The sequence below is a fragment of the Aeromonas sp. OTU364 genome (assembly GCF_038440395.1).
Lineage (GTDB): Bacteria > Pseudomonadota > Gammaproteobacteria > Enterobacterales > Aeromonadaceae > Aeromonas.
On record NZ_JASATR010000008.1, the window covers coordinates 108,117 to 123,039 of the forward strand.

Genomic DNA, 14,923 nt, shown 5'->3' on the forward strand with positions numbered 1-14,923 from the left:
CCGCGAAGGGAGGCGTTTTTTTATCGGGAGGGGCGAGCTTACAGAATATAGCGGCTCAGATCCTCGTCCTCGATCAGGGCACCCAGGTGGGCGTTGACGTAGTCGGTGTCGATGACGAAGGTCTCGCCGGACTTCTCGGAGGCGTCGTAGGAGATATCTTCCATCAGCCGCTCCATCACCGTGTGCAGACGGCGGGCACCTATGTTCTCGGTGCGCTCGTTGACCTGCCAGGCCGCCTCGGCCAGACGGCGGATGCCGTCCTGGGTGAACTCGATCTTGACCCCTTCGGTGGCCATCAGCGCCTGGTACTGATCGGTCAGGGAGGCGTTCGGCTCGGTCAGGATCCGCTCGAAGTCATGGGTGGTGAGGGCGGTCAGCTCGACCCGGATCGGCAAACGACCCTGCAGCTCGGGGATGAGATCCGATGGACGGGCCACCTGGAAGGCGCCGGAGGCGACGAACAGGATGTGGTCTGTCTTGACCATGCCGTGCTTGGTGTTGACGGTGCAACCCTCGACCAGGGGCAGCAGATCGCGCTGCACCCCTTCACGGGAGACATCGGGGCCCGAGCTCTCGCCGCGCTTGCAGATCTTGTCGATCTCGTCGAGGAAGACGATGCCGTTGTTCTCGACCGCGGCAATGGCCTTCTGCTTCAGCTCTTCCGGGTTGACCAGGCGGGCCGCCTCCTCTTCGATCAGCGCCTTCATGGCCTCCTTGACCTTGATCTTGCGCTTCTTCTTCTGCTGCTGGCCCAGGTTCTGGAACAGCCCCTGCAGCTGGTTGGCCATCTCTTCCATGCCCGGCGGGGTCATGATGTCGACGCCCATGGGAGTGGCGGCGAGATCCAGCTCGATCTCCTTGTCATCCAGCTGACCTTCCCGCAGTTTCTTGCGGAAGATCTGGCGGGTGTTGGAGTTGTCGGCCTTCTCCTCCTCGCCCCAGCTGTTGCGCGGGTTCGGCAGCAGGGCGTCGAGGATGCGCTCCTCGGCGGCTTCCTCGGCGCGGTATTTCATCTTCTCCATCTCGGTCTCGCGCACCAGCTTGATGGCGACATCGGTGAGATCGCGGATGATGCTGTCCACTTCCTTGCCAACATAGCCCACTTCGGTGAACTTGGTCGCTTCCACCTTGATGAAGGGGGCATTGGCGAGCTTGGCCAGACGACGGGCGATCTCGGTCTTACCGACCCCGGTCGGGCCTATCATCAGGATGTTTTTCGGGGTCACTTCATGGCGCATCTCTTCGCTGAGCTGCATCCGGCGCCAGCGGTTGCGCAGGGCCACGGCCACCGCGCGCTTGGCATCGGCCTGACCGATGATGTGACGGTCCAGCTCGTGGACGATTTCTCTCGGGGTCATCTCGGACATGATGGAGTTCCTGTATCCGGGGCGGGCAGGGCCCACCCCTTGGAGAATGAGTTGGCTGACGGGCACCCTTACTTGGCGCTGTAGTCCAGCACTTCGATGGTGTGGTTACCGTTGGTGAAGACGCAGATGTCGCCCGCAATCTTGAGGGACTTCTCGACTATGGTCCTGGCATCCAGATCGGTGTTTTCCAGCAGGGCGATGGCGGCGGACTGGGCGAAGTTGCCACCCGAGCCGATGGCGATCAGATCATGCTCAGGCTGCACCACGTCACCGTTGCCGGTGATGATGAAGGACTTGTGCTCGTCGGCCACGGCCAGCAGGGCCTCGAGGCGGCGCAGGGCGCGATCGGTGCGCCAGTCCTTGGCCAGCGCCACGGCGGCGCGCTCCAGGTTGCCCTGATGGGCCTGCAGTTTGGCTTCGAAGCGCTCGAGCAGGGTGAAGGCGTCGGCGGTGCCGCCGGCGAAACCTGCCAGCACCTTGCCGTTGTAAAGACGATGAACCTTGCGGGCGTTGCCCTTCATGACGGTGTTGCCGAGGGAGACCTGGCCATCACCGCCGATCACGACCTGGCCGTTGCGGCGGACGGAAACTATGGTAGTCACTTTACTTACCTCGCTTGAGCCGAATGACGGCCGGACTGTGCATGGCAAGAAAGATGGGGATGGCAAACCGGCTTTTCAAGCCTGCCTGTTGTCGGGAAAAAAGGGGAGGCCGTGTCGGCGAGGGAGAGGGGAGTCGAAAGGAGAAGGGCCGGGGTTGTCCCCCGGCCCTTCTTGATTGGCTGTGTGGCTAGCCTTTCTTGGGGATGCAGCCGCTGATGCCTGAGCCTTGTAGCTTGCGGTTGGCCGCATCGACCGCCGCCTTGCCGCTGAAGGGGCCCACCATCACCTTGTAGACGGTGCCATTGGCGCCATTGACCACCTGCAGGCTGGAGGAGAGGCCGGCACCGAAGGCGATGCGCGCCTTGAGCGACTCTGCAGAATCCTGCGAGCGCAGGGCGGCGCACTGCATCATGTAACGACCGCCGTCGGCTGCCGCCGTCTGGGTCGCCGCCTTGGCCCTGGCGGCCTCGGCACGCTCCCGCTCCAGTTCGGCACGGATCTCCCGCTCCATCCGCTCACGCTCGGCCTTCTGGTTGATCACCTGCTCCTGCGCGCTGGCGACCGGGGCGCCGGTGGCCGGCTTGGTCGGTTGCACCGGCTGCGGCTGGAAGGGCTTCACCTGGCCGAGAGGGGTCCCGGGCTGGGGGATCTCGGTCGGTACCGGCTGCGGCAGCTTCTCGGGTTGCAGGGTGAGAGTCTCGGCAGGCGGTGGCGGCAGCACCCCCGGCTGGGGCGGCGGCTCTATGATGTCCACCTGCTTGTTCTCCAGCCGCTCGATGTAGCTCCACTTCTCCTGGGGCAGGGTATGACCCTGTGCCTTGGGTTTGTTGGCCTTCACCTGTTCTTCGATGGTGGGGGCATCCGCCCCCTTGCCGTTGATCAGGTAGAGGAAGGCGCCAAAGCCGACGACCAGGGCCCCGGCCAGCAGTGCCGGGATAACAGGAAAGCGGCGAGGTGCCGCTTTCTTGATGTTACGACCACCGGCCCGTCGTCTCGGGCTGTTGCCGACGTAATCCCGGGTCGCCATCTATTACATGCGCTCCAGGGTGTGGATGCCCAGCACGCCCAGGCCCAGCTTGAGCACCTTGGCGGTGGCGGCACACAGCAGCAGGCGACTGTTGCGGGTCGCTTCGTCCACGCCGTCCTTATTGATCGGGCAGGCTTCGTAGAAGGTCATGAAGTTGCCGGACAGCTCGTACAGATAGGTGCACAGCAGGTGCGGCATGCCCTTGTCCGCCACGCCGTTGACCGCGTCGGAGAACTGGATCAGCTTCTGGGCCAGCACCTCTTCGGCCTCTTCGTTCAGGGTCACGTGGCCGGTCAGGGCCTCGGCATCGATGTTCGCCTTGCGGAAGATGGACTGGATGCGGGTGTAGGCGTACTGCAGGTAAGGGGCAGTGTTGCCTTCAAACGACAGCATCATGTCCCAGTCGAAGATGTAGTCTGTGGTTCGGTTCTTGGAGAGATCCGCATACTTGACCGCGCCCATGGCGATGGCGTGCACCACCTTGGCCTTCTCTTCGGCAGAGAGATCGCTGTTGCGGCTCTCCAGCAGGGCACTCGCGCGCTCTTCGGCTTCATTGAGCAGGTCAACCAGCTTGACGGTGCCGCCGGAACGGGTCTTGTAGGGACGGCCGTCCTTGCCCAGCATCATGCCGAAGGCGTGGTGCTCGAGGGGCACGGACTCCGGCACATAGCCCGCCTTGCGGGTGATGGTCCAGGCCTGCATCAGGTGCTGGTGCTGACGGGAGTCGATGAAGTACATGACACGGTCGGCGCCCAGGGTTTCGTAACGATACTTGGCACAGGCGATGTCGGTGGTGGTGTAGAGAAAGCCGCCATCGCTCTTCTGGATGATGACGCCCATGGGCTCGCCATCCTTGTTCTTGAACTCGTCCAGGAAGACCACGGTCGCCCCTTCGCTCTCGACCGCCAGACCGCGGGCCTTCAGGTCGGCCACTATCTGGGGCAGCATGTCGTTGTACATGGACTCGCCCATGATGTCCTTGTTGGACAGGGAGATGTTCAGGCGGTCGTAGTTGCGCTGGTTCTGTTCCATGGTCATGTCGACCAGCTTTTTCCACATGGTGCGGCAGTACTCATCGCCACCCTGCAGCTTGACCACGTAGTTGCGGGCGCGCTCGGCGAAGGCTTCGTCCTCGTCGTAGTGACGCTTGGCCTGGGTGTAGAAGGCTTCCAGGTCCTTGAGCTCCATGTCGGAGGCGTGCTCGTTGGCCATCTTCTCCAGATAGGCGATCAGCATGCCGAACTGGGTGCCCCAGTCGCCGATGTGGTTGGCACGCACCACCTTGTGGCCGAGGAACTCCAGGGCGCGGGCGGCGACGTCACCGAGGACGGTGGAGCGGATGTGGTGCACCGCCATCTCCTTGGCCACGTTCGGCGCCGAGTAGTCCACCACTACGGTTTGCGGGGCCGGCAGCTTCACGTTGGCGTTGGCGGAGGTCACCATGGCTTCTACCTGACCGGCCAGCCAGCTCGGGTCGAAGAAGAAGTTGATGAAGCCGGGGCCGGCGATCTCGACCTTGGCGATCAGATCGGAGGCGGGCAGGTGCTCTATGATGGCAGCGGCCAGCTCACGGGGGTTCTTGCGGGCCGGTTTGGCCAGCAGCATGGCCAGGTTGGTGGCCAGGTCGCCGTGAGCCTTCTCCTTGCATCGGTCTACTTGCACCCGGGCTTCCAGGTCGGCCGGCAGGACGCCCGCGGACTTGAGATTGGCTACCGTTTGTTCAAGTAGATGATGAATATGCTCTTTCATAACTGACCACCGAGGTTGCGCGTCGAAAAATGACTGACTGGATAAGGGCGTGAATTTTACCCGCATCGGGCCGAGAAAACTATAGGAATGGCCCGACCCCCTTGGGGTGGCGGATATTTCACTGCGTTTTTCACCACATTGCAGAATATTGATTTGTATAAGTGGTGGTTATCCATTTCTACTGCATATCGAAGCGGCTTGTCCAGGCTATTTTCCCCTGATTGTTAAGGGGTTATTTATTCCAATTTGGTCTGAATGATCCCGTGTCGTCCGGCGGTCGTATCCTTAGAGGAAGTCGCTAGAGGACGATTCCCATGACACTGGTGCTGTTTCCACTCTCCGCCCACCTGCTGCCCGGCGGCATCATGCCGCTGCGCATCTTCGAGCCCAGGTATCAGCGCATGATAGCCGAGGTGCGGGAGCGGGAGTTTGCGCTCTGCATGCTGGACCCCCGCCAGCCCGATGCCCTGCGCAACATGTATCCCATCGCCACCCGGGTGCGGATCATCGATTTCGATCTGCTGCCGGACGGCCTGCTCGGCATCACAGTGCTCGGGGTGGAGCGGGTCAGGATAGTCGATCTGTGGCAGGAACCGGACGGCCTGCGGGTCGGCGAGGTGGAGCCGCTGCCCCCCTGGCAGAGCGGCCGGCTCAAGGCCGACCAGCACTCCCTGGCCAAGGCGCTGCAGGATGTGTTCAACGACTATCCGGAGTATGCGGCCCTCTACCCCGCGCCCGACTGGGATGACGCCAGCTGGGTAGCCCAGCGCTGGCTGGAGGTGCTGCCCATCCCGGTGGAGCAGAAGCAGTGGCTGGTCGCGGCCAAGGACAACCAGCCCGCCCTCTCCCTGTTGAGCGGTCTGCTGGTCGCGAGCCACTGAATTCCCGTCCCCGGTGATCCTTTTGCCCCGCCCGTCGTAATGGTGATGACAGCAACACTCAAGGGATGGCGCAATGGCATATACTGGCCAACCACAATCGGCTCCACGCAGGACATCGCCCCCCATGGACAACCCAGATGGCGATCTGACGTCTCTTCTCATCCGGGTGGCCGAGCATGGCGACAAGGTCGCCTTCGCCACCCTGTTCCACCACTTCGCGCCGCGTATCCGCAGCTATGGGATGCGCCACCTCGGCAGCGAGGCCAACGCCCTCGAGCTGGTGCAGGAGACCATGCTGCTGGTGTGGCAGAAGGCGCGCCTCTATCACCCCGAGAAGGGGGCGCCGACCACCTGGATCTACACCGTCATGCGCAACCAGAGTTTCGACATGCTGCGGCGCCGTCGCGCCAGCAAGGAGGATCTCTGCGCCGAGGAGCTGTGGCCCCTGCTGGAGTTCAGGGCGGAAGAGGAGCACCTGAGCGGCGGGGAGGACGCCGTGCTGACCCGCCAGATGGCAGACTACCTCGCCACCCTGCCGGAGCCGCAACAGCAGGTGGTGCGCGGCATCTATCTGCAGGAGTTTTCCCAGCAGGAGCTGGCCGATCGGCTAGGCGTCCCGCTCGGGACCATCAAGTCCCGCCTCCGGCTGGCATTACAGAAACTGAAAGAGCAAGTGGAGCAAGGCCATGATTAAGACCCATCCGACCGAACTCATGTTGCGGGCCTTCGCCGCCGACGAGTTGCCCCTGCCGCTGGCCGTCGGTGTCTCTGCCCATTGTGAGCTCTGTCCCGAGTGTGCCGCCCGGGTACAGACCCTTGAGGCCGAGCTGGCGAACCAGCTGCTGGCGCCGACCGCACCGGACCAGGGGCTGCCGGCCGGGCTCGACGCCATGCTGGCGGAGATACTGCAACAGCCCGTGGCGACGGCGGCCGAGCTAGCGCCGCGCGCGCAGCCGGCGCCCGAGTTGCGGGTCGCGGGCCAATCCTACCGGCTGCCACGGGTGCTGGCCCGTCACCATGCGCCCAAGTGGCGCCATGTGGGCGCCATTCGCCAGCACAGCCTGCCGCTGGACGAGATGGGGGCCCGCGCCAGCCTGCTCCATATCGAGGCCGGTGGTCGTATCCCCGAGCATACCCACAAGGGCTATGAGCTGACCCTGCTGCTGGCGGGCAACATGCAGGAGGGGGACACCTGCTATCAGGCGGGGGACTTCATCTGGCGCGACGCCAGCCACGCCCATAGCCCGCACACCCCGGACGGCTGCCTCTGCTACACGGTGCAGGACGCCCCCGTCCACTTCACCAAGGGGCTGTCGCGGCTGCTCAACGGCATCAGCCACCGCCTCTACTGAGGTGGGCAGCAATAGAAAAAGGGACCGAAAGGTCCCTTTTTCATGAGGCAATCCCTCGGGATCAGGCCACAAATACCAGGTAGACGGCGAAGGCCACCACGAAGCGGTAGATGGCGAAGGGGATGAAGTCGAGGCGACGGATCAGCGCCAGGAAGGTCTTGATGGCGATCATGGCGACCACGAAGGCGGTGACGAAGCCCACCGCAAACATGGGGAGGTCGGCCATGGAGAGGAAGTCGCGGCTCTTGTAGAGGTCCAGTCCGCTGGCCGCCATCATCATGGGTACCGCCATGATGAAGGAGAACTCGGCCGCCGCATGGCGGCTGATGCCCATCAGCATGCCGCCGCTGATGGTGGCGCCGGAGCGGGAGAAGCCGGGCCAGAGCGCCAGGCACTGGAACAGACCTATGCCGAACGCCTGCTTGTAGCTGATGTCGTCCAGGGTCTCGGCGGTGACGGCGGGGCGGCACTTCTCGGCGATGATCAGCAGTATGCCGCCGGCCACCAGGGCATACATAACGGTTTCAGGGCCAAACAGATGGGCCTTGATCCAGCTGTGGATGGCCAGCCCGATGAGCACGGCGGGCAGCATGCCGAGGATGATGTGCACCAGGGAGAGGGTGGCATGCCCAGGTGCCGGTTTCTGACCGAAATGGATGCCGATGAGGCCGAACAGGCGGCGCCAGAACATGACGACCACCGCCAGGATGGAGCCCAGCTGGATCACCACCTCGAAGGTGGCGGCCTTGGGGCCTTCGAAACCGAGCAGGTGGCCGACGATGATCATGTGGCCGGTGGAGGAAACGGGCAGAAACTCGGTCAGGCCTTCCACTATGCCCAGCACGAAGGCCACAAACAGGGCGTAGGATTCGGTCATGATACAGATCTCTTGGTTGATGGGTCCGGATAAAATCAGCCCCGATCAGGGTCGGGGCGGCCAATGATGGCGGAAAATCACGCGGGCAACCAGAGAATATTGGGGACTCCTGTGCGGTTTCCGGCCCTTGTCCGGCGGCCGGCCCCTTCCGCATGGTGCAGGGCCAGGGCGCTGCGGCTTGAGTGGTTCTGTCCCGGGCGTGGTTGCCGCCCCGTCACCTTCTGACATGGCCGCCACGGCCAGCCAGCGGCCCGTGGCGGGGCCAATTCGTCATGCCAGCACCGCCAGGATCTGCTGCTGCAGCGCCTCGTCCAGTGGCGGCAGGGCCAGGGCATCGACCGCGCTCACTATCTGCTGCGGGCTGCTGGCGCCTATCAGGGCGCAGCTCACCACGGGATCGCGCAGCACCCACTGCAATGCCAGCTGTGACAGGGGTTGCCCCCTCTGCTGCGCCAGGGCGTGGAGGGCGCGAATGCGGGCCAGCTTGTCCGCGGTGATCTGGTCGGGCTTGAGGAAGGGGCTGGCGCTGGCGGCGCGGGAGTCCGCCGGGATCCCTTCCAGGTAGCGATCGCTGAGCAGGCCCCCCGCCAGTGGCGAGAAGGCGACCACCCCCATCCCCTGTTCGCGGCAGACCGGCAGCGTCTCGGCCTCGATGTCGCGCTGGAACAGGGAGTATTTGAGCTGGTTGACCAGGCAGGGGGTGCCGAGTTCGGCCAGCCGGCTCGCCGCCCTGGCGGCCAGCTCGGCCGGGTAGTTGGAGAGGCCGACATAGAGTGCCTTGCCCTGGCGCACCATGAGCGCCAGCGCCTGACAGGTCTCCTCCAGCGGGGTGCGGGGATCCGGCCTGTGGTGGTAGAAAATGTCCACATAGTCGAGCCCGAGCCGACGCAGGCTCTGGTGCAGGCTGGCAAACAGGTATTTGGCGCTGCCGCCATCGCCGTAGGGACCGTCCCACATTACATAACCCGCCTTGCTAGCGATGATGAGCTCGTCTCTGTAGGGGGCCAGACTGCGTTTGAGCACGCCGCCGAAGGTGGTCTCGGCGGAGCCTGGCGGCGGCCCGTAGTTGTTGGCGAGATCGAAGTGGGTGATCCCGAGATCGAAGGCCTGATGCACCATGGCCTTCACCCTGGCGGGATCGCTCCCGGCGCCGAAGTTGTGCCAGAGGCCGAGGCCTATGCCGGGCAGGTGCAGGCCGTGGCGACCGGCGGGGCGGTAGGGCTGGCGCTGGTAACGATCCGGCGCGGCGAGGTAGTGATCATCCATGGGGACTCCTGAATCAGCTTTCATGTGCAGGACCTTCGGCCTCAAGCCGTTGCTGGTGTGGGTATGAACACGCTGGGGGTGATGTCTGAATGCATCGCCATACAACGCCAGAAGCCATCGTGGTTGTCAATGGCAATGACGGTTGCAACCACTGTCTGGGTCTATATTATAAATCCAATATAAAACAGAGGGTTGGCATCATTCCTATGCCAACCCTTTGCGCCTCAATTCCTGCCGGTTATCAGCCCCTATCCCTGTGGAGCATGGGGATCGGCAGTGGATCCTGGCCGGGTGGTTACCACCATACGTTGGCTTGCAGGCCGACAGTCCAGGTGTCATCGGCGGTGCCGTTGTCGAAGGCGTGGGAGCCATCCCAGTCGGTGTTGTCGCTGTCGAGGTAGCTGGCGAACACGCGCAGCTCCGGCTCGCCACGGCCGAACGAGAAGGCCTGAGCTATGGTGGTCTTGGAACCACTGCGGGAGTCGACGTCACCGTTTTCGGTCTTCTCGTCCTCGAAGTAACCGGCTTCCACATAGGTGCGGGTGATGTCGGTCCAGTGGTAGGTCACCTTGGCGCTCACAGCGAAGGCGTTTGCGTCACCCTCGACGCCATCCCACTGCTTGATGTCGTTCGCTTCGGCGTAGTTGATGGCGTGGCTCAGATCCCAGTCTGCGGCCAGAGGGATGATGCCGTAGTTGCGGATGGCGAAGCCGTTGCCACTTTCGACACGGCCGCTCAGGGTATCGGCAGAACCAAAGGTGACCCCTTGCAGGGCGGAGCCGTCTGCGTAGTACTGGAGGGTGGTCTTGTTCCAACCTGTCCCCAGGAGGGACTGATTCAGCTCCAGCATCACCGCATGGCCATCGGCGTAGTCATGGTTGCCCAGATCGGCATCGATCTGCTCGGCGGTGGCGTCGGCCTTCAGGAACTTGTAACCCATGGCCAGGGTGGCGCCGTTCCATAACGGCAGGTCGGTGTAGAGCAGATCCAGCTGATTGGAGTCGATCATCTCCTCAATCGGATAACCGGCGCTGTTGTTGTAGGTACCGGCGATGTCACGGTGCAGTGCGGCGACGGAGAGCTTGCCCTGACCCAGCTTCATGTCTTCGATACCACCACCCAGATTGGTCTGGTTCCAGTAGAAGAAATCATTCGAGTCGATGACGAAGCCTTTCTTGTACTGGCGGATACCGACCCAGGAGGTCTCTCCCAGGCCCATGAAGTTGCGCAACTGCATGTTCATGTTTTCCCAACCGAAGTTGGAATCGCCCATGTTGCTGTTGGTGTCGCCATCGTACATGTTGAACATGGTCTGGATATAGACGGACTTGGTCTCGTCGGTCTTCAGCTCTTTGCCGAAACCCACCTCGGCATAGGTATCGAATTCGTTGCCCAGACGGCCGACCTTGTTCTTCTGGAAACTGCCCCCCACTGCATCCTGCATGGATCCGCTATCGCCCGTTCCCATGCCGGAGCGGAAATAGCCGTAATAATCGAAGCCGGCCGCCTCGGCAGAAACAGCAGCTTGCGCGGAGAGCGCAGACACGACGGCGACGGCAACTGGAAGCCACTTGGTTTTCATGATCTCTTCCTTATAACAATGATGAATTGGGTAACGCCGAAAACAATCAGCATTCCACTGAGTCAATTCCCTGACTGATTTGAAACTCGACACTTCTCTGTGCTGAGCCTTGCAAATATAATTAACTGGAATAGCGGCGTGACGGCATGGGAGCCTGCCACAGGTGGCCGTTATTTTAGGAAGCCGTGTTATCCACCCTTTAATAAAAGAATGGAGCATTGTCAGGACATCATTGCCGGCGGCATGTCTTCACAACTAGCTTTCATTGATCGCAATGGTTAACAACGAGGACGCGATAATGGCAAATCCGTTGACCGTTTTTCGAAATAGCATTGGGGCGACTCGCACATCTGCCTGCCCTCGCTTGGCGAGCAGCCTGTCACAGACAAGCATCACAGGTGTCTCGACCCTTAGCGTGGCGTTCAGGCGCTGAGCTGACGTCGCTGTTCTGGGGCGCGTTCAACCCTTGCCTGTCATGAGGAGAGCAGCCCTCATGGCACATCCAAAATAGATGGAACCTGTTCACGCATATTTTGACCTTGCCAGAGAAGCGCATCAAAAAGGCATGCTTGTGGAGTCAGCCTGACTATAGCAAACAGACCAGGCGAGAACATCAGCAGCAATTTATTTTGCCATGCGCTTCACACAATTCTTTCTCTATTTAATTCAAGTGGACTCATTCCAGTTCATATTAATTTGATGATGTGTTTTGCCAGTATTTAGGCTGAACTGGAACTTAACTAAGAAAATAATAAAGGCTGTTCAGCTTGCTTGATTAAAGCTGAATAAAACAAATTAATGTTTAATCCATATCACCGCCATATTGACAATTATTGCTGTGTGGTGAGGTCGATATATGACCCGATACATCGCGCCGAGTGATGTGGTGAATTTTATGGGTCAAATGACGCTCCCCTGCATCAGGTTGCTGCCGGCAACCACAGAAAAGCCTCTCAGGAAGCTTCTTAGGGACGTGGAGTGAGTGGCGAGAGAAGCGCCAGACCCGGAAAGTTCATCGTGATGCCGGTCGCCTCGCCGATCCAAGTGGCCGAAGCAGAGAGCAGGCGATGGCGCTGTCGCGGGCAGCATCCTGGCCTCCCTCACGGGCGGCGAGTGCACGGTGCTCTCCTCCCACCATGTCGTTGAGGCCCCCACATCGAGGTCTCCATCAGTGCGGGGCTGTCCGTGGGCGTCCGGCCCCCAGGGGGGAGCCAAACAGAGGCAGGCCCTGCTCGTCCCAGTGGAAGGGCTGCATGTGTATCTCGCGGTTCCAGCCTGCCCCCTTGAACTTGGCGGCGTGATAGATCAGCCAGGGCTGTCCCGCGCCATCGGCAAAGAAGCCGTTATGGCCGGGACCGTAGACCTCCTTGCCTTCGTTTTTGCTAAACACTGGCTCTGGCCGCTTGCGCCAGTGTGCCGGGTTCATCGGATCCTCCCCCTCCAGCGTCAGCAGGCCGAGGCAATAATCGTCCGTCCAGCTGCCGCTGGCGGAGTAGACGAGGAAGAGGCGCCCTTCCGGGCCCAGCAGGACTTGCGGGGCCTCATTGACCTGGGGCGTGCCGATGCGCTCCCACGCCAGCTCGGGGCGGGAAATCTCGACCCGCGCTCCTGCCAGTCGCCAGGGGGAGCTCATCCTGGCGATGTAGATGCGCTGCTGCTCGTTGACGTCCCCCTCCCAGCCCGACCAGATGAAGTAGCGCTGGCCCTCGTATTCCAGCACTGTGCCATCGATGGCCCACTTGTCGCTGGCATCGGAGATCTTGCCGGCGTCGGTATCTTGCGGGAAGGCATAGCTGCCGAACGGGTCGTCCCCCTCGGATTGCAGCACGTACATGCGCTGCCGGGTCATATCACCGTCCGATGCGGCGAAATAGATGTACCAGCGGCCGTCGAGCCGGTGCAGCTCGGGAGCCCAGATGTGGGAGCCGTTGACGGCGCCCTGAGCTGGCATCCAGACCACCTTACGCTCGGCATGCTCAAGGTCGGCGATATCTCTGGTTCGCCATAGGGTGATGTCGTTGCCGGTTGTCTGGGTGTAGTAGTAAAAGCCGTCGTCATGGCGCACGACCCAGGGGTCTGCGCCATCACTCAGGATGGGATTGGTAAACGTCGAACCGGCCTGTGCTGGCATGATGGTTCCCACCAGGATGAACAGAGTGAACAGGATGCGAAACATGACTGATGCTCCATGACGGGGCGAGGCTTGCCCGCCCCTCGACTCAACGCCGCAGGCTCTGTCCCTGCTCGCCGAAGAGGTGGACGTATTCGAGGGCGACGGTGAGGGAGACGGCCTCGTCGCACGCAGGAACCCGCCGATCCGTGTTGACCTTGGCCAGCAGCAGTCGCTCCAGACCCTCGCACTTGATGTGCAGGATGGCGGAATCGCCGAGGTTCTCTACCAGAGAGACCCGGCCCTGGAGATGGGCGCCCGACGCCCCCTCTGCACCGACCAGCAGATGTTCGGGGCGGATCCCCAGCTTGATGCTGTGCTGGTCGGTGCAGTCGAACGCGGACTCAGGCACGGCCAGCGCTATCCCTCTGCCCGGTGTCAGCTGCCAGTGTTTTCCCTCTGATCCCGCCAGTTTGCAGGTCAGCAGGTTCATTTTTGGCATGCCGAGGAAGGTAGCCACGAACTCGGTGGCGGGGCGCTGGTAGAGCTCCAGCGGTGAACCCACCTGCTCGATATGTCCCTTGTTGAAGACCACGATCCTGTCCCCCAGAGTCATCGCCTCCACCTGATCGTGCGTCACGTAAATCATGGTGGTGCCGAGCTTCTGGTGCAGGCGCGCCAGCTCGGTGCGCATCTGTCCGCGCAGGGCCGCATCCAGGTTGGAGAGCGGCTCGTCGAACAGGAAGACGTCGGGTTCGCGCACTATGGCGCGACCGATGGCAACCCGCTGACGCTGTCCCCCCGAGAGCTCGGCAGGCTTGCGATCCAGCAGGTGGGCCAGTTGCAGGGTCTCCGCCACCCGGTTCACCTTGGTGGTGATCTCGTCCTTCGGCGTGCCGTTGAACAGCAGGGAGAAGCCCATGTTCTCGGCCACCGTCAGGTGGGGGTAGAGCGCATAGGACTGGAACACCATGGCGACACCCCGCCTGGCGGCATCCAGATCGTTGGCGCGCTTGTTGCCGATGTGCAGATCCCCTTCGGAGATCGCCTCCAGCCCGGCGATCATGCGCAGCAGGGTGGATTTGCCGCAGCCGGAGGGGCCGACGAAGACGACGAATTCCCCCTGCTTTATTTCCAGATCCACGCCGTGGATGACGGCATTGCCGTTGGGATAGGTCTTCTTGATGTTGTTAAGCAATACGCAGGACATATGAATGTTCTCTCACGAGGGCCCGTGCTGGCCGTAAAACAAAGGGCTCGCCTCGGCGGGCCCGTGAATGGTCAACCCTTGAGGCCGGTGGCAGCGAGGAAGCCCGATGCGACTCGTTTCTGGAATATGACGTAGAGGATGGCGACCGGCAGGCCACCTATCAGGGCCGAGGCCATGTTCTGGGCATAGCGCACCCCGTAGGTGTCGTTGAGCTGGGTCAGGCCGATGGGGATGGTCATGTTCTCGGTGGAACTCACCACCAGGAACGGCCAGAGGAAGTTGTTCCAGGCTCCCATGAAGGTGATGATCGCCATGGCATAGATGATGTTTCGAGACAGGGGCAGATAAACGCGCAGCAGCACCTGCCACTCCCGTGCGCCATCCAGGATGGCCGCCTCGCGAAAGTCCTTGGGGATCTGATCGAAGAAGCGTTTGAGCACGAACAGCACCATGGGCGACACCACCTGGGGCAGGATCACGCCACCAAGTGAATCCGCCAGTCCGAGGTGGTAGATCTGGCGGAAGAGCGGGATCACCAGGGCCTCGAACGGGAAGATGATTCCGAACATGCAGCACCAGAACAGCAGCTTTGCCCCCCGAAAGCGGAGCTGGGAGAAGCTGTAGGCGGCCAGCACTGTGACGGACAGCGTCAGCACTGTGACCGCCAGCGAGGTGAACACGCTGTTCATGAAGAAGATGGGCAGATCCCCCAGGGTCAGCACCTTGATGAAGGCATCGAGGGTGACGGGGTCGGGCAACCACTGCAGCCCGGCGACGGTCTGCTCCTCCGGGCGCAGCGCAGTGCTGATGGCCCACAGCAGCGGGGCGCCCCACAACAGGCAGAGCAGCACGGTCAATGAGAGGGCCAGCAAGGCGGTAAATGTCAGTTTGCTCTTCATC

Annotated in this window: 13 protein-coding genes; 3 read left to right on the forward strand and 10 right to left on the reverse strand. The window is 62.0% G+C overall.

Features of this window, described 5'->3' with window-relative positions; translation table 11 throughout:
* Nucleotides 1–38: 38 nt before the first annotated feature.
* The 4 genes from hslU to argS all read right to left on the reverse strand — a co-directional run bounded on the left by hslU (nucleotide 39) and on the right by argS (nucleotide 4,745).
* Nucleotides 39–1,367: an HslU--HslV peptidase ATPase subunit gene (gene hslU, locus AAHB08_RS10480; protein ID WP_005328414.1), complete on the reverse strand. Its 1,329-nt coding sequence runs from the start codon at nucleotides 1,365–1,367 to the stop codon at nucleotides 39–41.
* A 68-nt stretch (nucleotides 1,368–1,435) separates the two neighbouring features.
* Nucleotides 1,436–1,969: an ATP-dependent protease subunit HslV gene (hslV, locus tag AAHB08_RS10485; RefSeq protein WP_025328697.1), complete on the reverse strand. Its 534-nt coding sequence runs from the start codon at nucleotides 1,967–1,969 to the stop codon at nucleotides 1,436–1,438.
* Between the two features lie 187 nt (nucleotides 1,970–2,156).
* Nucleotides 2,157–2,996, reverse strand: coding sequence for an SPOR domain-containing protein (locus tag AAHB08_RS10490; protein ID WP_139437992.1), 840 nt, complete (start codon nucleotides 2,994–2,996; stop codon nucleotides 2,157–2,159).
* A gap of 3 nt (nucleotides 2,997–2,999) precedes the next feature.
* Entirely contained in the window at nucleotides 3,000–4,745 is a 1,746-nt protein-coding gene (gene argS / locus AAHB08_RS10495) for an arginine--tRNA ligase (RefSeq protein WP_342058883.1), read from the reverse strand.
* Nucleotides 4,746–5,059: 314 nt separating this feature from the next.
* Here argS and AAHB08_RS10500 point away from each other — a divergent pair, with 314 nt between their 5' ends.
* The 3 genes from AAHB08_RS10500 (at nucleotide 5,060) to AAHB08_RS10510 (ending at nucleotide 6,978) form a co-directional block, all read left to right on the forward strand.
* Nucleotides 5,060–5,626, forward strand: coding sequence for an LON peptidase substrate-binding domain-containing protein (locus tag AAHB08_RS10500; protein WP_342058884.1), 567 nt, complete (start codon nucleotides 5,060–5,062; stop codon nucleotides 5,624–5,626).
* Nucleotides 5,627–5,750: 124 nt separating this feature from the next.
* Entirely contained in the window at nucleotides 5,751–6,320 is a 570-nt protein-coding gene (locus AAHB08_RS10505) for a sigma-70 family RNA polymerase sigma factor (protein WP_025328693.1), read from the forward strand.
* Nucleotides 6,313–6,978: a ChrR family anti-sigma-E factor gene (locus tag AAHB08_RS10510; protein WP_342058885.1), complete on the forward strand. Its 666-nt coding sequence runs from the start codon at nucleotides 6,313–6,315 to the stop codon at nucleotides 6,976–6,978. The genes AAHB08_RS10505 and AAHB08_RS10510 overlap by 8 nt, the downstream gene beginning before the upstream one ends.
* Before the next feature lie 61 nt (nucleotides 6,979–7,039).
* On the opposite strand, the gene bacA is transcribed toward AAHB08_RS10510, so the two are convergent.
* The 6 genes from bacA to AAHB08_RS10540 form a co-directional block, all read right to left on the reverse strand.
* A complete protein-coding gene (gene bacA, locus AAHB08_RS10515; protein ID WP_247627545.1) occupies nucleotides 7,040–7,855 on the reverse strand; it encodes an undecaprenyl-diphosphate phosphatase in 816 nt (271 codons plus the stop codon).
* A 270-nt stretch (nucleotides 7,856–8,125) separates the two neighbouring features.
* The gene (locus AAHB08_RS10520; protein ID WP_342058886.1) at nucleotides 8,126–9,121 is read right to left on the reverse strand and encodes an aldo/keto reductase; all 996 of its coding nucleotides are present in this window, start codon (nucleotides 9,119–9,121) and stop codon (nucleotides 8,126–8,128) included.
* 295 nt (nucleotides 9,122–9,416) lie between these two features.
* Entirely contained in the window at nucleotides 9,417–10,703 is a 1,287-nt protein-coding gene (locus AAHB08_RS10525; RefSeq protein WP_342058887.1) for a carbohydrate porin, read from the reverse strand.
* 1,168 nt (nucleotides 10,704–11,871) lie between these two features.
* Complete coding sequence (locus AAHB08_RS10530) at nucleotides 11,872–12,879, reverse strand: glycoside hydrolase family 43 protein (protein WP_342058888.1); 1,008 nt, start codon at nucleotides 12,877–12,879, stop codon at nucleotides 11,872–11,874.
* 43 nt (nucleotides 12,880–12,922) lie between these two features.
* Nucleotides 12,923–14,023: an ABC transporter ATP-binding protein gene (locus AAHB08_RS10535; RefSeq protein WP_342058889.1), complete on the reverse strand. Its 1,101-nt coding sequence runs from the start codon at nucleotides 14,021–14,023 to the stop codon at nucleotides 12,923–12,925.
* Nucleotides 14,024–14,094: 71 nt separating this feature from the next.
* A complete protein-coding gene (locus AAHB08_RS10540) occupies nucleotides 14,095–14,922 on the reverse strand; it encodes a carbohydrate ABC transporter permease (RefSeq protein WP_342058890.1) in 828 nt (275 codons plus the stop codon).
* Between the last annotated feature and the right edge of the window lies 1 nt (nucleotide 14,923).